21 protein-coding genes are annotated in these 19516 nt (G+C 63.5%); 9 read left to right on the top strand and 12 right to left on the bottom strand.

The window, feature by feature from the left end; translation table 11 throughout:
- The first annotated feature begins 174 nt into the window (after positions 1-174).
- The gene (locus AC3CCE_RS11505) at positions 175-915 is read left to right on the top strand and encodes a Bax inhibitor-1/YccA family protein (protein ID WP_023671726.1); all 741 of its coding nucleotides are present in this window, start codon (positions 175-177) and stop codon (positions 913-915) included.
- Between the two features lie 118 nt (positions 916-1033).
- Positions 1034-1624 (top strand): GNAT family N-acetyltransferase, encoded by a 591-nt coding sequence (locus AC3CCE_RS11500; protein ID WP_352627285.1) that lies wholly within the window; start codon positions 1034-1036, stop codon positions 1622-1624.
- A 100-nt stretch (positions 1625-1724) separates the two neighbouring features.
- Here AC3CCE_RS11500 and AC3CCE_RS11495 read toward each other — a convergent pair whose 3' ends face one another.
- The 3 genes from AC3CCE_RS11495 to acnA all read right to left on the bottom strand — a co-directional run bounded on the left by AC3CCE_RS11495 (position 1725) and on the right by acnA (position 6710).
- Positions 1725-2111 (bottom strand): DUF2794 domain-containing protein, encoded by a 387-nt coding sequence (locus AC3CCE_RS11495; protein ID WP_023683844.1) that lies wholly within the window; start codon positions 2109-2111, stop codon positions 1725-1727.
- 584 nt (positions 2112-2695) lie between these two features.
- Complete coding sequence (locus AC3CCE_RS11490; RefSeq protein ID WP_352627287.1) at positions 2696-3475, bottom strand: DUF1223 domain-containing protein; 780 nt, start codon at positions 3473-3475, stop codon at positions 2696-2698.
- A gap of 544 nt (positions 3476-4019) precedes the next feature.
- Entirely contained in the window at positions 4020-6710 is a 2691-nt protein-coding gene (gene acnA / locus AC3CCE_RS11485; RefSeq protein ID WP_352626050.1) for an aconitate hydratase AcnA, read from the bottom strand.
- A gap of 285 nt (positions 6711-6995) precedes the next feature.
- On the opposite strand from acnA, the gene ccmA reads away from it, so the two are divergent.
- The 4 genes from ccmA to AC3CCE_RS11465 all read left to right on the top strand — a co-directional run bounded on the left by ccmA (position 6996) and on the right by AC3CCE_RS11465 (position 9391).
- Positions 6996-7604, top strand: coding sequence for a heme ABC exporter ATP-binding protein CcmA (gene ccmA, locus AC3CCE_RS11480; RefSeq protein ID WP_023732874.1), 609 nt, complete (start codon positions 6996-6998; stop codon positions 7602-7604).
- A 229-nt stretch (positions 7605-7833) separates the two neighbouring features.
- On the top strand, positions 7834-8499 hold the full coding sequence (ccmB, locus tag AC3CCE_RS11475) for a heme exporter protein CcmB (protein WP_352626049.1): 666 nt from the start codon (positions 7834-7836) through the stop codon (positions 8497-8499).
- 122 nt (positions 8500-8621) lie between these two features.
- Positions 8622-8813, top strand: a complete 192-nt coding sequence (ccmD, locus tag AC3CCE_RS11470; RefSeq protein ID WP_023736754.1) for a heme exporter protein CcmD — start codon at positions 8622-8624, stop codon at positions 8811-8813.
- The gene (locus AC3CCE_RS11465) at positions 8810-9391 is read left to right on the top strand and encodes a DsbE family thiol:disulfide interchange protein (protein ID WP_023736755.1); all 582 of its coding nucleotides are present in this window, start codon (positions 8810-8812) and stop codon (positions 9389-9391) included. Before ccmD ends, AC3CCE_RS11465 begins: the two co-directional genes overlap by 4 nt.
- 185 nt (positions 9392-9576) lie before the next feature.
- Here AC3CCE_RS11465 and AC3CCE_RS11460 read toward each other — a convergent pair whose 3' ends face one another.
- Positions 9577-9744, bottom strand: a complete 168-nt coding sequence (locus AC3CCE_RS11460; protein WP_023671737.1) for a hypothetical protein — start codon at positions 9742-9744, stop codon at positions 9577-9579.
- A 286-nt stretch (positions 9745-10030) separates the two neighbouring features.
- Here AC3CCE_RS11460 and AC3CCE_RS11455 point away from each other — a divergent pair, with 286 nt between their 5' ends.
- Together AC3CCE_RS11455 and AC3CCE_RS11450 are read left to right on the top strand one after the other, a co-directional pair.
- Positions 10031-10951, top strand: coding sequence for an SMP-30/gluconolactonase/LRE family protein (locus AC3CCE_RS11455; protein ID WP_023671738.1), 921 nt, complete (start codon positions 10031-10033; stop codon positions 10949-10951).
- 165 nt (positions 10952-11116) lie between these two features.
- The gene (locus AC3CCE_RS11450; protein WP_023683852.1) at positions 11117-11323 is read left to right on the top strand and encodes a tautomerase family protein; all 207 of its coding nucleotides are present in this window, start codon (positions 11117-11119) and stop codon (positions 11321-11323) included.
- An 83-nt stretch (positions 11324-11406) separates the two neighbouring features.
- Here the strand turns inward: AC3CCE_RS11450 and AC3CCE_RS11445 are convergent, their stop codons facing one another.
- The 8 genes from AC3CCE_RS11445 to AC3CCE_RS11410 form a co-directional block, all read right to left on the bottom strand.
- A complete protein-coding gene (locus tag AC3CCE_RS11445) occupies positions 11407-11955 on the bottom strand; it encodes an NADPH-dependent FMN reductase (protein ID WP_023683853.1) in 549 nt (182 codons plus the stop codon).
- A 58-nt stretch (positions 11956-12013) separates the two neighbouring features.
- A complete protein-coding gene (locus tag AC3CCE_RS11440) occupies positions 12014-12634 on the bottom strand; it encodes a pyridoxamine 5'-phosphate oxidase family protein (RefSeq protein ID WP_352626048.1) in 621 nt (206 codons plus the stop codon).
- A 60-nt stretch (positions 12635-12694) separates the two neighbouring features.
- Positions 12695-13366, bottom strand: a complete 672-nt coding sequence (locus tag AC3CCE_RS11435) for a septation protein A (RefSeq protein WP_023745428.1) — start codon at positions 13364-13366, stop codon at positions 12695-12697.
- A 61-nt stretch (positions 13367-13427) separates the two neighbouring features.
- Positions 13428-15419 carry a signal recognition particle-docking protein FtsY gene (ftsY, locus tag AC3CCE_RS11430; RefSeq protein ID WP_488377137.1) on the bottom strand — a complete coding sequence of 664 codons (1992 nt, stop codon included), beginning with the start codon at positions 15417-15419 and terminating at the stop codon, positions 13428-13430.
- A gap of 12 nt (positions 15420-15431) precedes the next feature.
- Positions 15432-16751 (bottom strand): tRNA (N(6)-L-threonylcarbamoyladenosine(37)-C(2))-methylthiotransferase MtaB, encoded by a 1320-nt coding sequence (gene mtaB, locus AC3CCE_RS11425; RefSeq protein WP_352626046.1) that lies wholly within the window; start codon positions 16749-16751, stop codon positions 15432-15434.
- Positions 16751-17635: a diaminopimelate epimerase gene (dapF, locus tag AC3CCE_RS11420; RefSeq protein ID WP_352626045.1), complete on the bottom strand. Its 885-nt coding sequence runs from the start codon at positions 17633-17635 to the stop codon at positions 16751-16753. The genes mtaB and dapF overlap by 1 nt, the downstream gene beginning before the upstream one ends.
- 73 nt (positions 17636-17708) lie before the next feature.
- Positions 17709-17870: a DUF1328 family protein gene (locus AC3CCE_RS11415; protein WP_023671746.1), complete on the bottom strand. Its 162-nt coding sequence runs from the start codon at positions 17868-17870 to the stop codon at positions 17709-17711.
- Between the two features lie 98 nt (positions 17871-17968).
- The gene (locus AC3CCE_RS11410; RefSeq protein ID WP_352626044.1) at positions 17969-18592 is read right to left on the bottom strand and encodes a hypothetical protein; all 624 of its coding nucleotides are present in this window, start codon (positions 18590-18592) and stop codon (positions 17969-17971) included.
- 378 nt (positions 18593-18970) lie between these two features.
- Here AC3CCE_RS11410 and AC3CCE_RS11405 point away from each other — a divergent pair, with 378 nt between their 5' ends.
- A complete protein-coding gene (locus tag AC3CCE_RS11405) occupies positions 18971-19510 on the top strand; it encodes a protease inhibitor Inh/omp19 family protein (RefSeq protein WP_023687689.1) in 540 nt (179 codons plus the stop codon).
- The last annotated feature ends 6 nt before the right edge of the window (positions 19511-19516 follow it).

Raw genomic sequence — 19516 nt, 5'->3', positions numbered from 1 at the left:
GAAGCCCAAGAAAACCGGCTTCCGGAGATTCACCAAGCGTTGCAGCCCGTTACGGTCTTGTTCTTGACGTCAAGAACCATCATATTTCGCCACAGGCATGCTGGAGCCCCGCCAGCGGCGCCCAGGTCCGAAAGGGCCTGACACCGTACGGGGCAGAAGCAACAGAGGATTCCAATGGCTGAGCCCATTCGCAACTACCAGACTTCGGCCGTGCCGGGCGCGCGCGCCGACATCGACCAAGGCCTGCGCACTTACATGCTCAAGGTCTACAATTTGATGGGGCTTGGCCTCCTCATCACCGGCGTCGCCGCCTGGGGCGCTTTCCAGCTCGCCGTCACCGGCGACGGACAGCTGACCGCTTTCGGCACGCTGATCTATGCCAGCGCCTTCCGCTGGGTGGTCATCCTGGCTCCGCTCGCCGCCGTCTTCTTCCTGTCGTTCAGGATCCAGTCGATGAGCGTGGCCGCGGCGCAGACAACCTTCTGGGTCTATTCGGGCCTGGTCGGCCTGTCGCTGTCGACCATCTTCCTGGTCTACACCGGCGCCTCGATCACCCAGACCTTCTTCGCCACGGCGGCCGCCTTCGGCGCGCTGTCGCTCTACGGCTACACGACCAAGCGCGACCTTTCGGCGTTCGGCTCGTTCCTGGTCATGGGCGTCGTCGGCCTCGTGATCGCCATGCTGATCAACATCTTCCTGCAGTCGTCGGCGCTCGGCTTCGCCATCTCGGCGATCGGCGTGTTGATCTTCGCCGGCCTCACCGCCTACGACACGCAGACCATCAAGGAAATGTACTACGAAGGCGATCAGGCCGACGTTGCCGGCCGCAAGGCGATCATGGGCGCGTTGAGGCTATATCTCGACTTCATCAACCTGTTCATGTTCCTGCTGCAGTTCATGGGCGATCGCCGCTAGGCGGTCTTCCCATCAGGCAACTGGACCAGCTGATATCAAGAGGGCGGCCCAACGGCCGCCCTTTTCTTTTGTGCCGGCCTTTGCTGTCATGGAGGCAGATGAAACGTCTGCATAAATTATGAGCACTGTTTCCATCCGCGCGGCCTTGGAAGGCGACCTCGGCCGAATCGCCGAGATCTACGCCGACGCCGTGACGCATGGCACCGCGAGCTATGAGCTGGAGCCGCCCAGCCGCACTGAGATGGGTGGGCGCTTCGACAGCCTGACGGCGGGGGGCTTTCCCTATCTGGTGGCGGAACGAGATGGCGCGCTACTCGGCTACGCCTATGCCGGCGCGTTCCGGCCGCGCCCGGCCTACCGCTTCATCGTAGAGGATTCCGTCTATGTCGCGCCTGATGCGAAGGGCCAGGGCGTCGGGCTGCTGCTGATGCAGGCGCTGATTGAAGCCTGCCGTATGGCGGGCTTTCGCCAGATCGTCGCGGTGATCGGCGACGGCCATGCAGACAGCGCCTCGGTGCGGCTGCATGAAAAGCTCGGCTTTCGCCATTCCGGTCGCCTGGAAGGCTCCGGCTACAAGCATGGGCGCTGGCTTGACACGGTGTTCATGCAGCTGTCGCTGAATGGCGGCGTAACGGTTCCGCCCGATCCGCATTCGCTGCCGGAGCGGAAGTTTCGTGAGAGCCTGAGGAGGGGAATTGAGGAGAACTGAAGAATTGAGGATCCGAATAGCTGAGAACAAACCCGGCGGTATTTCGACCGTTACATCCTCTTTTTTCAATTCTTCAGCTCTTCAATTCCCCAATTTTCAATTAGGCCTGGACAATCTTCAGCTTAGCATCGAAGACGTTGAGCACGCGACCGAGTTCCTGGCCGCGCTTGAGGATTCGGCCGCCGGCGGCGATGACGGCGAAGGCGCCTTGCCGGCGTGCCAGTTTCGGATCCTTGACGATCTGGAACAGCGGCACTTCGCTGGCCCGGCGGAAGACTGAAAACACAGCCCGATCAGACAGATGATCGATGGCATAGTCGCGCCATTCGTTGGCGGCGACCATGCGTCCGTACAGCCTCAGGATCTCGTCGAGTTCACGCCGGTCGAAACGGACCGGCTGGTCGAGGCGTTCGCGTCGCGCCTCGTGCAGCGGGATCAATATTGCGGATGCGTCCCCATCCTCCGTCCCACCGCTGCGATCGGTCATCCCGCGATCCCTTTGAAAATGAATCTCGCTTGCAGAAGTTGGCGTGTTCGCCGTGGAATTGCAAGGCCCGGCTAACCATCCCGGGACTGCGCTGTTTTCGCAACGTCCAGTCACTTTTATAAAACGCGGTGTTTGAATTGGTGATGCCTCGCCACATTTCCGCCTTTTTTTATCCGCGCTCATGCCCCAATGTCCGACGAATTTACCGGCGTTGCCTGAGACGGTTCGGTCCGGCACCGGCTCGTAAACCCCAAGCCCCCCGCCCACGGGTCTGCGTCGGATCGAACCAACCTCGGACTTTCCTCAGGGAGAGGCCGGGTGCGACGATCCCAAAACCTAAATGACCGACGTCAGAAGCAAGCTGACGTCGGTTTTTTTGTTTTTGGCTGCTTGAAGAATTTGCCGGAGGCTGCGGTGCCCAGTTTGCGGGCGCATCCCCTCACCCGGATTGCCAGCCGAATTGCGAACAGCAATTCGGGCCAATCCGACCTCCCCCGAACGGAGAGGAGTTCGCGCCTGCGCTGATTCAGCCTCTTCTCCCCTCGGGGAGAAGGTGGCCGAGAGCGGCCGGATGAGGGGCCCTCTTAGGGCTTGTGAATAAACGCAGCGCCCAGAATAGGCCCCGGCAGGCCGTCCTTGCCGACCGATTGCAGCAGCACGGCGCAGCCGCCTTTCTTGGCGATCTCGGTCATCGGCAATTCGTAGCGCTGCGCCTTGCCGTGCCACATGCCGGCGGTCTGGATGCCGGTGACGGCGTTCCAGTAGGTCATGCTGCGGCCGGTGTTCTCGCCCTTGGCGATGGTCACCGTCTGCGGTGGTTCGAAATAGACGATGACGACATGGGCGTCGCTCGGGCCGCTACCGGCGTCGCCGGCATCGATCATGACGCGATCGCTGGTGCGGCTGACCTTGACGCTGACCCGCATGCCTTCACCGGATTTCTCCATGCGGGCAAGCGCGCCGTCGACCTCCTTGCGGCTGGCGCCGTTGACATGGCTGCGACCATTGATGACGGCTTGCGGCGTGTAGACGGAGCGGGTGCCGAAGGCGCGCATATAGTCATATTGCCGGTCGGTATTGTCCTTGCTGCTCAGCGTGTCCTGCCAGCCGAGATAGTCCCAGTAATTGACGTGGTAGGCGAGCGCGACGACGTTGTCCTTGGCCGCCAGCTCGGCAAAGAAAGCGTCCGCCGGCGGGCAGGAATTGCAGCCTTGGCTGGTGAACAGCTCGACCACGCCCAAGGGCCTGTCAATCTGCGGTTTGTCGGTCTGGGCCGTTCCCGGTTCCTCGGCGAACCCGGTCCCGGCAAGCGCCGAGAAGGCCAGCGCAAAAGCCGCAAGCCGCAGAGGGTGTCGAGGTGCCATGGTCGTTCCGATTCCCGCCGGTGACGCCGGCCTTGTTCTGGTTGCCCAGATTTGTGGCAGAAGCGACAGTCAACGGGAAGTCACGTTGCGGTGAAATTTTTGCTGCCGCAACCATGGGTATGGCCATCACAGGGGGAGCACTTCACCGCCCGGTTCGATCGGGAGCATGGCATCAGGAGCGTGGGGCAGATCTTGCTGAGCCCAGCCGGTTTTTACTCCTGTCGTACAGGGCGGGGCTTCGATCGGGTCGGGCAATGCTTTCGAAAGACTGGGAGTAGGGAGTAGGGAGCAGGGAGCAGGGAGCAGGGAGCAGGGAGCAGGGAGCAGGGAGCAGGGAGCAGGGAGCAGGGAGTAGGGGTAGGGGTAGGGGTAGGGGTAGGGGTAGGGGTAGGGGTAGGGGTAGGGGTAGGGGTAGGGGTAGGGGTAGGGGTAGGGGTAGGGGTAGGGGTAGGGGTAGGGGTAGGGGTAGGGGTAGGGGTAGGGGTAGGGGTAGGGGATGTCGTTCCCCGCTACCGCCCAATCCCTACTGCCTAAGCCCTGGCCGCTACGCGGCCAGATCGCGCAGCACGTATTGCAAAATGCCGCCATTCTTGAAGTAGTCGAGCTCGTCCAGCGTATCGATGCGGCAGATGATCGGCACGTTCTTCACGGTGCCGTCGCCATAGGTCACCTTGGCGATCATCGTCTGGCGTGGCTTGATGGTGCTTATGCCGTCGATCTCGACCAGCTCGTCACCCTTGAGGTTGAGCGAGGCCCATGAGGTGCCTTCCTCGAAGACGAAGGGGATGACGCCCATGCCGACCAGGTTGGAGCGATGGATGCGCTCGAAGGACTGGGCGATGACGGCACGGACACCGAGGAGATTCGTTCCTTTAGCTGCCCAGTCGCGCGAGGAGCCGTTGCCGTATTCGACGCCGGCGAAGATGACCAGCGGCACGCCTTCCTTTTTGTACCTCATCGCCGCGTCGTAGATCGATTCCTCTTCCTTCGACGGGTAGTGGATGGTGTAGCCGCCCTCGCGGCCGTTCTCGCCCAGCATATGGTTGCGGATGCGGATGTTGGCGAAGGTGCCGCGCATCATCACCTCATGGTTGCCGCGCCTTGTGCCGTACTGGTTGAAGTCGGCAACGCCGACGCCATGGTCGGTGAGGTATTTGCCGGCCGGGGAAGCGGCCTTGATCGAACCCGCCGGTGAGATGTGATCGGTGGTGATCTTGTCGCCGAACAGGCCGAGCACGCGCGCGCCCTTGATGTCGCCGATCTTGCCGAAACCGGAGGTCATGCCGGCGAAATAGGGCGGGTTCTGCACATAGGTCGAGTTGTCGTCCCAGGCATAGGTCTGGCCTTCCGGCGCCTTGACGTTCTGCCAGTATTCGTCGCCCTTGAAGACGTCGGCATATTTGCGGGCGAACAGCTCACGTGTGACGTTCTTCTCGATGAACTCTTGGATCTCGGCCGAACTCGGCCAGATATCCCTGAGATAGACCGGCTTGCCGTCGCGGCCTTCTCCGAGTGGCTCGGTGGTCAGGTCCTTGGTGACGGTGCCGGCCAAAGCATGGGCTACCACCAGCGGCGGCGACGCCAGATAGTTCGCCTGCACGTCAGGTGAAACGCGGCCTTCGAAATTGCGGTTGCCGGAGAGCACCGCGGCGGCGATCAGGCCCTTATCGTTGATGGTCTTGGAGATCGGCGCAGGCAACGGGCCCGAATTGCCGATGCAGGTGGTGCAGCCGAAACCAACCAGGTTGAAGCCGATCTGGTCGAGCTCCTTCTGCAGACCGGACTTTTCCAGATATTCGGCGACCACCTGGCTGCCCGGCGCCAGCGAGGTCTTCACCCACGGCTTCTGCTTGAGGCCGAGCCGGTTGGCGTTGCGCGCCAAGAGGCCGGCGCCGATCAGCACACTCGGGTTGGAGGTGTTGGTGCAGGACGTGATGGCGGCAATGACGACATCGCCATGGCCGAGATCATGGTCGGTGCCTTCGACGGCATAGCGCTTGTGGATTTCGGCAGCCTTCTTGTACTCGGTCTCCATCGCCTTGGCGAAGCCGGCCGGAATACCTTCGAGCGGAACGCGGCCTTCGGGACGCTTGGGACCTGCCATCGACGGCACGACGCTGTCGAGTTCGAGTTCGAGCAGGTCGGTGAAGACAGGGTCGGCCGAGCCGGCGTCACGCCACATGCCTTGCGCCTTGGAATAGGCTTCGACCAGGGCGATGCGGCCTTCCTCGCGGCCCGACATTGTGAGGTAGCGGATGGTCTCGCCATCGACCGGGAAGAAGCCGCAGGTGGCGCCATATTCGGGCGCCATGTTGCCGATGGTGGCGCGGTCGGCCAGCGTCATGTTGGACAGGCCCGGGCCGAAGAACTCGACGAACTTGCCGACGACGCCCTTCTTGCGCAGCATCTGGGTGACGGTCAGCACCAGGTCAGTGGCGGTGATGCCTTCCCTGAGTTTGCCGGTGAGGCGGAAGCCGATGACTTCGGGCAACAGCATGGAAACCGGCTGGCCGAGCATCGCCGCCTCGGCCTCGATGCCGCCGACGCCCCAGCCGAGCACGCCAAGGCCGTTGATCATGGTGGTGTGCGAATCGGTGCCGACGCAGGTGTCGGGATAAGCGGTGGTTTCGCCGTCTTCCGTGTTGGTCCAGACGACCTGACCGAGATATTCGAGGTTGACCTGATGGCAGATGCCGGTGCCGGGCGGCACGACGCGAAAATTGCGGAACGCCTGCTGGCCCCATTTCAGGAATTTATAGCGCTCTTCGTTGCGCTCATATTCGAGCTCGACATTCCTGGCAAAGGCCAGTGGCGTGCCGAATTCGTCGACGATGACGGAGTGGTCGATGACGAGGTCGACCGGCACCAGCGGATTGATCTTCTGCGGATCCCCGCCGAGCGCCTTGAGGCCGTCGCGCATGGCGGCCAGGTCGACCACCGCCGGGACGCCGGTGAAATCCTGCATCAGGACACGCGCGGGGCGATAGGCGATCTCGACGCCGGCGGTGCCCTTGTCGGTCAGCCAGCCGGCAACAGCCTGGATAGAGTCCTTGGTGACGGAGCGGCCGTCTTCATTGCGCAAAAGGTTTTCCAGCAGCACCTTCATCGAATAAGGCAGCTGGGCAATGCCGGTGAGGCCGTTCCTCTCGGCCTCGACCAGATTGTAATAGACATAGTCCGCGCCACCCACGGTGAGGGTGCGGCGGCAATTGAAACTGTCGAGGGATTTTGACACGTGCGGTCCGTCCTTGTCTGTTCAGCCTGAAAGGGAACGGACGCCGATGGGCATGCAATCACGCGCAAAGGTGCGGGTACGGCCATTTCCGCTGTCCGTTCCCAGCCAACCCGAGCCGTTCAAGGCGGCGCGTGCGCTGGTTCGGCGCAAATTCTGTTCCCGTGCCGACCGCTGGCACGGATGTCCCGCATATAGAGAATTTTCTGGAATAGTTCTAGACAGTTGCGGAGCAAATTTGTGCGATGCGGCAGCTATCGCGCGGTAAAGTTTTCGGGACGGGCAGGCATGCGGCTGATTGCCGAAAATCTGGGCGGCGAACGCGGCGGCGAGACGGTCTTTTCCGGCATCGGTTTTGCGCTCGACAAGGGCCAGGTGCTGGTCGTCACCGGGCCGAACGGCTCGGGCAAATCGACGCTGCTCAGGGTCATCGCCGGGCTGCTGCCGAAGGCGCAAGGCGATGTGCGCATCGAGGGCGGCGGCGAGACGTTTCCGACGATCGCTTCGGCGATCCACTATCTCGGCCACCTCAATGCAATGAAGACGGCGCTCAGCGTGGCGGAGAATCTGCGCTTCTGGCGCGATTTCAACGGCGACGGGCAGTCGGGTGTGGGGGAGGCGCTGGAGACGGTTGGTCTCGGCGGCATCGGCCATCTGCCTTTCGGATATCTGTCGACCGGGCAAAGGCGGCGGGCGGCGATTGCGAAATTGCTGGTCAGTCATAAGCCGCTGTGGCTGCTGGATGAGCCGACGGCTGGGCTGGACAAGGCCTCGGAGGCGCGGTTTGCGGGGCTGATGACGAGGCATTGCGCGGAGGGCGGGATTATTGTCGCGGCGACGCATTTGCCACTGGGATTGGATGGGGCGAAGGAATTGAGGATGGGAGCAATAGGGTGATGTCGGCATTCCCGCCCACCCCCCTCTGCCCTACCGGGCATCTCCCCCGCAGGGGGGGAGATCAGATGTCATGCCGGCTTTCGCCAATCACCGGCATTGAAAAAGAGGCGTCAGCAACGGAACTGCCAATCTCCCCCCTTGCGGGGGAGATGTCCGGGAGGACAGAGGGGGGTGTGAAGGAACGCCACCTTCGGCAAGATGGCGATCAAACCGCAGGCGCGGCTCGCCAATGCTAGCCCTCTTCCTGCGCGACGTCCGTCTCTCAATCCGTGCCGGGGGCGGGGCGCTCACCGGCGTCATCTTCTTCCTCGCCGTCATCGCCACCATCCCCTTCGGTGTCGGACCGGACCTGAAGCTGCTCGCCCGCATCGGTCCGGCGATCCTTTGGATCGGCGCTCTGCTCGCCTGCCTGCTCGGCCTCGACCGGCTGTTTCAGGCCGATCGCGAAGACGGTTCGCTCGATCTTCTGGTGCTGGGCAATGACCGCCACATGCTGGCGCTGACGGTGCTGGTGAAGTGCCTGGCGCACTGGATGGGCAGCGTTCTGCCGCTGGTGGTTGCGGCACCTCTGCTGAGCCTGTTCATGAACATGGAGCCGCTCAGCATCGGCGCCACCGCGCTCACGCTGCTGGTCGGCACGCCGGCGATCACTTTCATCGGCGCGGTCGGGGCGGCGGTGGCGGTGGCGCTGCCGCGTGGCGGTCTGCTGATCTCGGTGCTGGTGCTGCCGCTGACCATCCCGGTGCTGATCTTCGGGGTGTCGGCGAGCTACGGCGCGGTGGCCGACCCTGATCCGTTCCTGCAGCCCTTCCTCATTCTTGCCGCGCTGACGCTGTTTCTTGCCGTGCTGGGTCCGGTGGCGGCAGCACTGGCGCTGCGGCATGGAACGGATTGATATGACCGCTGCGGCGCGACGATCAATTGCGAAGCCCCAGCCGCAAAGCTAAGAAAGCCGCAAAGCCATGGGAAGGCCATGATCGAGCACGACGAAGTGACGGTGGAAGGGGAGCGAAGCGCATGAGTGCACACGCACTCTATGTCGCGGCCGCCTATGGCATCACGGTGATCGTGCTGGCCGGGCTGATCGGCTGGATCCTGCTCGACCAGCGGACCCGCAAGCGCGAACTGGCAGACCTCGAAGCGGCCGGCGTGCGGCGTCGCTCGGACAAAGCCGGTACTCGGGCCAGCACTGGGGCCAGCAAGCCATGAGCACGGAAATCGAAACGCCGGCGTCGCCGCGCCGCCGCCTGATCGTGCTGTTGCCGCTGCTGGTTTTTCTCGGCCTCGCCGGATTGTTCCTGTCGCAGCTTTTGTCGGGACGCGATGAGGCGGCAGTGCCGTCGGCGCTGATCGGCCTGCCGGCGCCGCAGACCAACCTGCCGGCGCTGGAAGGGTCAAACCTGCCCGGGCTGGATTCGAAAGCCTTCGCCGGCAAGGTAACGCTGGTCAACGTCTTTGCATCGTGGTGCGCGCCGTGCCGGGAAGAGCATCCGGTGCTCTTGCAGCTGTCGCAGGACAAGCGCTTCGTCATGGCCGCGCTAAACTACAAGGACCAAGCGCAAAACGCGCGCCGGTTCCTTGGTGATCTCGGCAATCCGTTCCAGGCGATAGGTGTCGACGAGGCCGGCCGCACGGCCATCGACTGGGGCGTCTACGGCGTGCCGGAAACCTTCGTCATCGGCAAGGACGGCAAGATTGCCTACAAGCATGTCGGGCCGCTGACAGGGGAGTCGGCGAGGGATGTTCTGTTGCCGCAGATTGAAAAGGCGCTCGCGGCACCGGGCTGACGTTGGCGCCATGCCCCCTCATCGGGCCGCTACGCGCCCCCTCCTCCCCGTGGGGGAGAAGAGGGAAGCATCGGCACAGGCTAGCTCCTCTCCCCGGGGGGAGAGGTCGGATTGCCCGAATTGCTCATGCAATTCGGTTTGGCAATCCGGGTGAGGGGGCGGTGCCCCGCTGAGGTCTGAAATGCTCAGCCGTAGATCTGCCTGTGGACCTGGTAGAGCATTTCCGAGCGGTCGGCGCGCAGGTCGGCCAGATCGCGGCTCGTCAGGTTTTCGATTTCCGCGACGAGGCGGTTATAGTGGCGGCGCTTGGCCATCGAGGTGCGCGCGCGGGAGAAGAGGTTGTCAAAAGCCATAGCAAGGGTCCTTTCGTGCCGCATATCAGCGGTGAATTTGTTCCTCCCTTGGTCGTTCGCACCATGACATAGGAATGGTGCGATGCAAAAAGAAGATGTTGCAATGCACCATTGCACAGGGCGCATAGCGGGTTAATACAGCGCTACAGCACCATAAACGGCCGGACAGGCTGGCGGGCCATGCCGGCCGGGCACCTTTTGTCTTACAAATTGCGCCTGCGCCACCTTGCCATCGCGCCCGCAGGCTGGCTTGATCCGCGCGTCACGTGATGCCCGGAGGAAATGCATGGCGACCGCAGACTATTACGAAATTCTGGATCCGCGTTTCGCGCGGCTGTTCAACGGGAACGCCCAGGTGGAAAAGCTGTTTACCGGATGTCAGTGGGCGGAAGGGCCGGCCTGGTTCGCCGCCGGCCGCTATGTCGTCTGGTCCGACATCCCCAACAACCGCATGCTGCGCTATGACGAGACCGACGGCAATGTCAGCGTCTTCCGTCAGCCCTCCGGCAATTCCAACGGCAACACCGTCGACCGCCAGGGCCGACTGGTGACGTGCGAGCATTCCGGCCGCCGCGTCAGCCGCACCGAGCATGACGGTTCCGTCACCACCATCGCGGCCGAATGGAAAGGCAAGCGGCTGAATTCGCCCAATGACGCGGTCGTGAAATCCGACGGCTCGATCTGGTTCACCGATCCGAGCTACGGCATCGACACCGACTATGAGGGCGACAAGGCCGAAAGCGAGATCGGCGCTTGCAATGTCTACCGGGTCGATCCGGATACGGGCGAGGTCGAGGCCGTCATCACCGACATGGTCCGGCCGAACGGGCTTGCCTTTTCACTGGATGAAAGCCAGCTCTATGTCGTCGACACCGGCCGCACCCATGGCGCGCAGAACCCCGCGCATATGCGGGTCTTCAACGTCGGCAAGCACGGCAAGAAGGTGTCGGGCGGCAAGGTGTTCGCCGACTGCACGGCCGGCCTGTTCGACGGCTTCCGGCTCGACGAGGCCGGCCGCATCTGGACCAGTGCCGCCGACGGCATCCATTGCTACGATCCCGACGGCACGCTGATCGGCAAGGTGAAGGTGCCGGAAGTGACCGCCAATTGCGTGTTCGGCGGCAACAAGCTGAACTGCCTCTACATCGCCGGCACGACGTCGCTCTACATGGTGCGGCTGATGGTGAACGGGGCGAAGACGTATTGAGGCTGCTGCAAACGCTTCTCTGGCGGCCCTTGATGGCGTTTCTGCGCATTCCCGCGGCGCCCGTTGCGCTGCGGCTGACGGAACCACCGCCAAGCGGTTCGCCGGAGCGGATTTCGAAGCCGCCCAGCGGCGGCGGTATCAGACACAATTCAAGGGGAGGACGTCATGCCATTCGTCAACATCCGCATCGTCAAGGAAGTGATCGCCGCTGATCCCGCTGGCAAGAAGGCCGACATCGCCAAAAAGGTCACGGCGGCCATCATGGACGCCACCGGGCTTAGCAATGACGACGTCTGGGTGGTGTTCGAAGAGGTCAACGCGCGCGACTGGTATGTCGGTGTGACCGATGTCGAGACGTTGCGGAAGGGGTAGCACTGCGGCACGTTGGGGTGCGCCGCACCCTTTCGTTCGTCATCCTAGGGTCTGCGCCGCGTCGCTTCGCTCCTTGCTCCGCCCTAGGATGACGAGGCAACGTTTGCGCGTATAAAACTCGCGAAAACCTGCACCGCTTCGCGCATGGCCCGCAGGTTCTCGTCCTCTCCCAGGATCGCTTCTATCTCCGGCGGTTTCTTGCCGAGCAAGGCAATCTCCAGAACCGCATTCTCACAAAGCGCGAACGACATGGTGCGCATGATCTCGGCCAGCGCGGCGCGGGCATAGAGCGAGCGCGCGGAGGCGTGGGCCAGCATGGCGGGCTTGCCGACGGCGGCGTCGCGCGAGACCAGCCAGTCGAGCGCGTTTTTCATGCCGCCGGGCACGCCATGGGCATATTCGGGGCAGGAGACGATGATGCCGTCGGCGCTGGTGACGGCCTCGATCAGCCGCATGGCCTCGGCCGGTGTGCGCTCGCCTTCGTCATCCGGGTTGAAGATCGGCAGCAGGCCGAGCCCGTCATAGACAGTTACGCGGCAATCCGAAGGCGCGTTCGCGGACAGCGCCGCCAGCAGCGCCGAATTGGTCGAGGCGGCGCGCAGGCTGCCGGAGATGGCGAGGAGTTCGATCACGGGGAAACAGGGCTAGGGAAACCGGCAAAGGACTGCAATGGCGAATCGTACGCGAAATTTACCACAGGGTCTTGCTGTAGGCCTCGTCCAGCGAGCGGTCGAAATCGTCGGCAGTTTCGGTATGCGCCATCTGATCGGACAGGATCTTACCCAGCGTCGGCAATGTGGCGCGGTTGTGCCAGCTGTCCGGCTTCCACAATTCGGAGCGCATGAACGCCTTGGCGCAGTGCATGTAGGCGGCCTTGACGCTGACCACGACGACGCTTTGCGGTTGCCTGCCGTCGACGGCGAGGCGATCGCGCAAGGCGGCGTCGACGGTGATGCGGGCATCGCCATTGATGCGCAGCGTCTCGTTCATGCCGGGGATCAGGAAAAGCAGGCCGACCGAAGGATTGAGCAGGATGTTCTCCAGCGTGTCCAGCCGGTTGTTGCCGGGCCGGTCGGGAATGGCGATGGTCCTGTCGTCGAGAACAAGGGCAAAGCCCGGTCTGTCGCCTTTCGGCGTCACGTCGGCATTGCCGGCGCCGTCGGAAGAACCGATCAGCACGAAAGGGCTCTTGCCGATGAAAGAGCGGCAGTGGCCGTCGAGCGCCCTGAGTTCCTTGCGCATCGAGGTGTCGGTCGGCCGCGGCGTCTTGTAGATCGTCCTCAGTTCATCGCGCGTGGTGACGAATTCCATGGCCGTCTCCGTTTATTCTGACGCAATTCCGGACGGCTTCACACTTATCCTGGAATTGCTCTACTTGCCGGCTTCTTCCACCTTCTCGGCCTTATCCTCGATCGAATGGTGCAGGATCAGCGGCATCTGGCTGAAGGTGAACAACAGGGTGATCGGCATGATGCCCCAGACCTTGAAGGTAACCCAGAAGTCGGTGGAAAAATTCCGCCACACCACTTCATTGGCAAGAGCCAGGAACAGGAAGAACAGGCCCCAGCGGAAAGTCAGCTTGCGCCAGCCTTCGGCATCGAGGCGAAAGGCCGAATCGAAGACATAGCCGAGCAGCGATCGGCCGAAATACAGACCGCCGAGCAGCACGCCGCCGAACAGGGTGTTGACGATGGTCGGCTTCATCTTGATGAACACGTCGTCCTGCAGATAGAGCGTCAGCGCGCCGAAGATGAAGACGACGACGCCCGAGACCATCGGCATGATCGGCAAGGTGCGCAGCAGCAGCCAGGAGGCGATCAGCGCGATCGCCGTCGCCGCCATGAAAAGGCCGGTGGCGACGAAGATCGGCCCGCCGAATTCGGCCAGGACAGGAAATTTCTGCACCAGCCAGGCGCCGCGTGCATTGGCGAAGAAGAACACCATCAGCGGCCCGAGTTCCAGCACCAGCTTGAGCAGCGGATTGACGCTTTCTTTCTTCTTTCGCGGATCGGACGGGTCGCGTTCGAGGATGGGTGAGTTCATGACTTCCTTCTGACGCATGATCTTGTCCAAAAAGCCGTCAGCTCTTCGGGATCATTGCCTGTTACGCTACGCCGGCGATCGCCCTGGCGAATTCGCCGGCCGAGAATGGTTCGAGGTCGTCGACCTGTTCGCCGACGCCGATGAAATAGACCGGCAGTTTGTGCTTTGCCGCGATCGCGACCAGAATACCGCCGCGCGCCGTGCCGTCCAGCTTGGTCATCACCAGGCCGTTGACGCCGGCGACATTGCGGAAGATCTCGACCTGATTGAGCGCATTCTGGCCGGTGGTGGCGTCGACCGTCTGCAGCACGGTATGCGGCGCTTCCGGATCGAGCTTGCCCAGCACGCGCACGATTTTTTCCAGCTCCGCCATCAGTTCGGTCTTGTTTTGCAGCCGGCCGGCGGTGTCGATGATCAGCACGTCGGAGCCGGCCTCCTTGGCGCGTTCGAAAGCGTCGTAGGCGAGGCCGGCGGCATCCGCGCCGATCTTCGAGGCGATGACCGGCGACTTCGTCCTCTCGCCCCAGATCTTCAGCTGCTCGATGGCTGCAGCGCGAAAGGTATCGCCGGCGGCCAGCATCACCGACAGGCCACCATCCGTCAGTTTGGCGGCGAGCTTGCCGATGGTCGTGGTCTTGCCGGTGCCGTTGACGCCGACCACCAGAATGACATGCGGCTTGTGCGAGAGGTCGAGCTCCAGCGGCATGGCGACATGGGCCAGCACCTTCTCCACCTCGGCCGCCATGATGGTGCGGACATCCGCGTCGGAGACATCCTTGCCGTAGCGGCTGGCAGCGAGGGCATCGGTGACGCGCAAGGCTGTTTCCATGCCCAGATCGGCGCGGATCAGCACGTCTTCGAGGTCCTGCAGCGTCTCTTCGTCGAGCTTTCGCTTGGTGAAGACGCCGGCAATGTTGCCGGTGAGTTCTTTCGAGGAGCGGGCAAGCCCGTCGCGCATGCGCTGGAACCAGGAGCGTCGCGGCGCCGGTTCGGGCGCCTTTTGCGGCTCGGCTTTCTGCTCGACCTTTTTGGTTACGGTGACTTTGCCGACTGACGGTGTCGGCTGTGGTGTCGGCGGAAAACCCGGTTCAGGCATGGGCGCAACCCCCGCCGTGACAGCCCGGACCTCGACCGGCGCGGGTGTGGCTTCGACCGGAGTGCGCTTTACCTCCCCCTCGATGGGGGAGGTCCCAAGCGAAGCTTGGGGGTGGGGGTGATTTGCGCTGGCGTCGGCGCCATCACCCCACCCCGCCGCTTCGCGTCGACCCTCCCCATCGAGGGGAGGGTGGGGCGCCTCGTCCTTCTCCCCGTGGCTATACGGGGAGAAGGTGCCGGCAGGCGGATGAGGGGCGGCGCTGACCTCTGAGGTAGGCTGTGCGGGAGGCGCGGACGGTTGCGGCACTTCGATCGGGGCGGCCGGTTCTGCTGGAGTCTCGGCAGGCGTCGGCACTTCGACGGGAGCGGGCTCCAGCTGCGGTTCCGGACGCGATGGTTCGATCTCCGGCTCGGCCGGCACCGGCGGCACTTCTTGGGGCTGCGGCTCGGGAGCCGGCTCCGGAACGGCTGGCGGCGCAGGAACTTCTTCCGGTGCAGGCGGCTCGGGTGTCTCCGGCTCAGGCTGCGGTTCTTCTACCGGCGCGGGCTCCGGCAACGGTTCCGGCTCGGATGGGACGACCGGTTCCGGCGCGGGCGGGATGATCGGCGCGGGTTCGGGCTTCGGTTCTTCTGGCGCCGACTGCGGCGCAGGCTTTACCTCCCCCTCGATGGGGGAGGTCCCAAGCGAAGCTTGGGGGTGGGGGTGAGTGGCGGCGGTGTCGGCGCTCTCACCCCTCCCCGCCACTTCGTGGCGACCCTCCCCATCGAGGGGAGGGTGGGGCGTCGGCGGCTCGGGCTCCTCGCGCTTCAAGAACTCCGGAACGACCTGCTCGGCCGCCGGCTTCAGCGCCTCAAGCGCATCCCATTTGATCGGCGGCAGGGGAGCGGTTTCGTCGATGCGCTCCTCGACGACTTCCTTCTTGCCGAACGAAAATATGTTCTTGAAAAAACCGGCCATGCTTCAATCGTCTCAGGCGGCGCAGGCAGTGAGGGGCGAGGCTATCAGGCGCGCCCCATCATGGCCGGTGATGTCTGCCTCGACGATCTCGCCCGGCGCGCCTGTGCCGAGCGCGGCAAGCGTGAACCCTTCGGTGCGGCCGAGGCCGTCGCGCTCGATAAGGATCGTTTGGCGCGTTCCCGGGAGCGACGACAGATGGCGGCGATACGCAGCCTCACCAGCGGCGCGCAGCTGGGCCGCGCGCTGCTTGACCAATTCGCGGCGGACCTGCGGCATGCGCGCGGCGGGCGTGCCTTCGCGCGGCGAAAACGGGAAGACATGCAGGTGCGTCAGCCCACATTCCTCGACGATCTTTATCGAATTCTGAAACATTTCCTCGGTCTCGGTCGGGAAGCCGGCGATGATGTCGGCGCCGAAGACGATTTCGGGGCGCAGCTTGCGCACATCCTCGCAGAAGCGGATCGACTGGTCACGCAAATGCCTGCGCTTCATGCGCTTCAAGATCATGTCGTCGCCCGACTGCAGCGACAGATGCAGATGCGGCATCAGCCTGGGCTCGGTGGCGATGGCGTCCAGCAGATCGTCGTCGGCTTCGATCGAATCGATGGAGGACAGCCGCAGCCGCTTCACGTCGGGCACCTGCTTCAGGATGGTCTTCACCAGCTTTCCCAGCTTCGGCGCGCCCGGCAGGTCGGCGCCGAAAGAGGTCATGTCGACGCCGGTCAGCACGATCTCGGCGTAGCCGTTGCCGGCCAGACGCTTGACCGGCTCGACCACGGCGCCCATCGGCACCGAGCGTGAGTTGCCGCGGCCATAGGGGATGATGCAGAAGGTGCAGCGATGGTCGCAGCCATTCTGCACCTGGACGAAAGCACGCGCCCGGCCCTCAATGGCGTCGACCATGTGGCCGGCGGTCTCGCGCACCGAGAAGATGTCGTTGACGCGCGCCTTTTCGGTGTCGTTGACGCCGAAATCCGGCAGCGCGCGATAGGAGTTCGCCTTCAGCTTCTCCTCATTGCCGAGCACGAGGTCGACCTCGTGCATGGCGGCAAAATTCTGCGGTTCGGTCTGCGCGGCGCAGCCGGTGACGATGATGCGCGCCGCCGGGTTTTCGCGGCGGGCTTTGCGGATCGACTGCCTGGCCTGGCGCACCGCTTCCGAAGTGACGGCGCAGGTGTTGAAGATGATAGCCCCGCCTTTGAGCGCGCCGAGGCCGGCACTTTCGGCCTCGCGCCGCATCACCTCGGATTCATAGGTGTTGAGACGGCAGCCGAAGGTGACGACGTCTATGCCTTGGGAGTTGAGGCCCTTGGTATCGGCAAGTGCAGACATCAGGCCGCGCTTTCGGTGTCGCGGGCCCAGGTGCCGGTCGACGGATCGAAACTGCCGGAAAATTCCCATTCGGCGGCACCGGTCAGGATGACGTGGTCGTCGTCGCGCCATTCCACATGCAGCGAGCCGCCGCCGGGCGTCATCAGCGTAACGCTGCGGCCGGCGCGCCGGGTGCGGGCAGCGGCGACGACGGAAGCGCAAGCGGCCGAGCCGCAGGCCTTGGTCAGGCCGGCGCCGCGCTCCCAGGTGCGGATGATCATCGTCTCCGGCGACGTTACCTGGGCGATAGTGATGTTGGCGCGCTCGGGGAAGATCGGATGGCTTTCGAGCAGCGGGCCGAAACGCTCGAGTTCGTAGGACCAGACATCGTTTTCGACCCAGAAGATGGCGTGCGGGTTGCCCATCGAGAGAGCCGAAGGCGAATGGAGCACCGGCGCGTCGATGGGGCCGATCTGCAACTCGATCATGCGGGTGTCGCGGAATTCCTCAGCCAGCGGGATATCCTGCCAGCCGAAGCGCGGCGTGCCCATGTCGACCGAGATGGTGCCGTCGGCATGTTCGACGGCGTTGAGGATGCCGGCGCGGGTCTCGAAGGTGAAAGTCTTCTGGCCGGTTTCGGCGGCCAGCGCCTGGACGACACAGCGCATGCCGTTGCCGCAGGCCTGCGCGCCCGAGCCGTCGGAATTCAAGATGTCGATGTAAAAGGCGGTGCCCGGCGTGCGCGAATCGTGGATCGCCATGATCTGGTCGAACCTGGTCGCCGCATCGGCGTTCAGCGCGACAGCCGACGCCGCCGTGACCCTATCGGCACGGCCACGCATGTCGGCGACGATGATTTCGTTGCCGATGCCGTTCATCTTGGCGAAGGAGGCAGTGCCTGCCATGATCTGAGGTAATTCCTGTACGTTTCGCCGCTATATGGCGGAAACGGGCGGGAATTACCAGTGTGGGCTGCGTCTAGGTTACCGCGAAAACGCCGAGTACGATCAGCAGGAAGATGACGAGAACGATGCCGATCAGCAGGCGCGCGCCGGTGGCGGCGGCACCGGCCAGCGCCGGCATGCCGAGCAGGCTGGCGGCGGCAGCAACGATCAGAAGAATGATGATCCATTTGATCATGGACAATGCCTCGCAAATTGACTGGCCTGCAGCCGGCTTAAGAACGCATCTGCGGCGCTCTGGTTCCGTTGCCGCGAGGCTCTTTCCGACTGGGCGCGCTATTCGGCAATCTCGAAGTCGGTCGTGAAAGGCGCCGTCTTTGGCGAGTTCTCGTCGTGCATGAGGAAATCCGCGCGGTATTTGCCCGGGGGAACGCCATCCAGGGAGACGTTTAATTTGAAGAACATCTCTCGGTTATGCGAGCGCGAGGCGAGCTGGACCCGACCAAGCTTTTCGACGGTTCCCAGCTTCTCGCCCGACTGGGAAAGCACGGTAAGGTCAACGTAAAGCGCGATCTGGTTGTTGCCGAGCCCATCCGAGCCGTAGCCGTAACCGACCGGCTCCATATAAAGCACAATCTCTTCGCCCGGCTTGTAGACATGGTTCGGGCGCTCGGCGTAGGCGCCGAACCCGCTGGCCGACATGATATGCTTCACATTTTGCACGCCAAGCGGCATCGCTTGCCACAGAGCGTCCTCGGCGCTGCGGAATTTGTCCAGCGCGCCGGCGCCATCACCCGCCTGCAGTGCCTTTTCGGCTTCAGCGGCGCGATCGGTGATTTCACCCGCGAAAGCGGCCGGCGTCGAAATTACCAGCGCGATCAAAACTGCCAAGATTGATTTCATCTGTTCCCCCTGTTGCGATAGACCATCGGCTAAAATGGCAGTGCCGTAAACGGCCAAATGCAGACTCCAGCCGCGCTCGATCTCGGGAACGTCCCAAACCTCGCCCGGACGCAAGGCGCGAAACCGCTCACGCGCCAGGCCTTGCGCCTCAAGCGCTTCAGTCAGTTTTGCGCCGGCAGTTGCGCTCGACCGCCGATGCGCCGACCTGCTGCGGGCTCCGGTGCCGCTTTCGCAACCAATGTACCGGTTGGAACCGCGCTAGAGCGAAGACATGCCTTTTGTCCGCCAGCCATTTTGCGACAAATTTACAACAATTCGTGGTGCAAACCCTATTTTAACCATATCGGGTTGAAATTTCGCCACCTTCTCCATCTTGGTGAGGGGTGAGATTGTGCGGACGGCTTCCCCCCCCAGCCGGATCCGACGGAGGTTTGAATGATTTTTTCGAGAAGCGGGCTGATGGCCGTATCGCTGGCAGCGCTCGTTGCGAGCGGCTGTTCGACCTCGCGTTTTTCATCGATGGATGACCAGCAGCCCGCCCCGCTGCAGCCCGCGCCCGCCGGCACGGTGAGCGGAAGCCAACTGCCGCCCCCGGCAGCGCCGGGCACCACCGACCCATCGCAATTCCCGACCGCGCCGGCAGGCGCGCAGGTCGCCTCGCTGCCGCCGGACGGATCGGCGCCGGCCGGAGCCTCCGACCTTACCGCTGCGAGCGTTGCCGGCGTCTGGAACGCCAGCGTGTCCGGACAGAGCTGCAAGGTGGCGACGCCGCAGACCAAATTCGGCGCCGGCTTCCGCGCCGGGCCGCTGCATTGCCCGCCGCCCATCGACGGCATCAAATCGTGGAACGTCGCCGGCAAGCAGCTGACGCTCTATGACGAGAATGGCGGCACGCTGGCGCGGCTCTATTCCTCGGGCGGTTCGAAATTCGACGGCCAGACTACCAACGGCTTGCCGATATCGCTTACAAGGTAGGCAGGG

It is taken from the genome of Mesorhizobium sp. P160187, from assembly GCF_057766425.1.
This window is presented reverse-complemented; position numbering and strand designations above follow the sequence as displayed.

What these genes read in the sequence shown, in the direction of transcription:
- AC3CCE_RS11505 (WP_023671726.1), top strand. Translation starts at nt 175, where the DNA reads ATGGCTGAGCCCATTCGCAACTACCAGACTTCGGCCGTGCCGGGCGCG.
- AC3CCE_RS11500 (WP_352627285.1), top strand. Translation starts at nt 1,034, where the DNA reads ATGAGCACTGTTTCCATCCGCGCGGCCTTGGAAGGCGACCTCGGCCGA.
- AC3CCE_RS11495 (WP_023683844.1), bottom strand. Translation starts at nt 2,111, where the DNA reads ATGACCGATCGCAGCGGTGGGACGGAGGATGGGGACGCATCCGCAATA.
- AC3CCE_RS11490 (WP_352627287.1), bottom strand. Translation starts at nt 3,475, where the DNA reads ATGGCACCTCGACACCCTCTGCGGCTTGCGGCTTTTGCGCTGGCCTTC.
- ccmA (WP_023732874.1), top strand. Translation starts at nt 6,996, where the DNA reads ATGCGGCTGATTGCCGAAAATCTGGGCGGCGAACGCGGCGGCGAGACG.
- ccmB (WP_352626049.1), top strand. Translation starts at nt 7,834, where the DNA reads ATGCTAGCCCTCTTCCTGCGCGACGTCCGTCTCTCAATCCGTGCCGGG.
- ccmD (WP_023736754.1), top strand. Translation starts at nt 8,622, where the DNA reads ATGAGTGCACACGCACTCTATGTCGCGGCCGCCTATGGCATCACGGTG.
- AC3CCE_RS11465 (WP_023736755.1), top strand. Translation starts at nt 8,810, where the DNA reads ATGAGCACGGAAATCGAAACGCCGGCGTCGCCGCGCCGCCGCCTGATC.
- AC3CCE_RS11460 (WP_023671737.1), bottom strand. Translation starts at nt 9,744, where the DNA reads ATGGCTTTTGACAACCTCTTCTCCCGCGCGCGCACCTCGATGGCCAAG.
- AC3CCE_RS11455 (WP_023671738.1), top strand. Translation starts at nt 10,031, where the DNA reads ATGGCGACCGCAGACTATTACGAAATTCTGGATCCGCGTTTCGCGCGG.
- AC3CCE_RS11450 (WP_023683852.1), top strand. Translation starts at nt 11,117, where the DNA reads ATGCCATTCGTCAACATCCGCATCGTCAAGGAAGTGATCGCCGCTGAT.
- AC3CCE_RS11440 (WP_352626048.1), bottom strand. Translation starts at nt 12,634, where the DNA reads ATGGAATTCGTCACCACGCGCGATGAACTGAGGACGATCTACAAGACG.
- AC3CCE_RS11435 (WP_023745428.1), bottom strand. Translation starts at nt 13,366, where the DNA reads ATGAACTCACCCATCCTCGAACGCGACCCGTCCGATCCGCGAAAGAAG.
- ftsY (WP_488377137.1), bottom strand. Translation starts at nt 15,419, where the DNA reads ATGGCCGGTTTTTTCAAGAACATATTTTCGTTCGGCAAGAAGGAAGTC.
- mtaB (WP_352626046.1), bottom strand. Translation starts at nt 16,751, where the DNA reads ATGTCTGCACTTGCCGATACCAAGGGCCTCAACTCCCAAGGCATAGAC.
- dapF (WP_352626045.1), bottom strand. Translation starts at nt 17,635, where the DNA reads ATGGCAGGCACTGCCTCCTTCGCCAAGATGAACGGCATCGGCAACGAA.
- AC3CCE_RS11415 (WP_023671746.1), bottom strand. Translation starts at nt 17,870, where the DNA reads ATGATCAAATGGATCATCATTCTTCTGATCGTTGCTGCCGCCGCCAGC.
- AC3CCE_RS11405 (WP_023687689.1), top strand. Translation starts at nt 18,971, where the DNA reads ATGATTTTTTCGAGAAGCGGGCTGATGGCCGTATCGCTGGCAGCGCTC.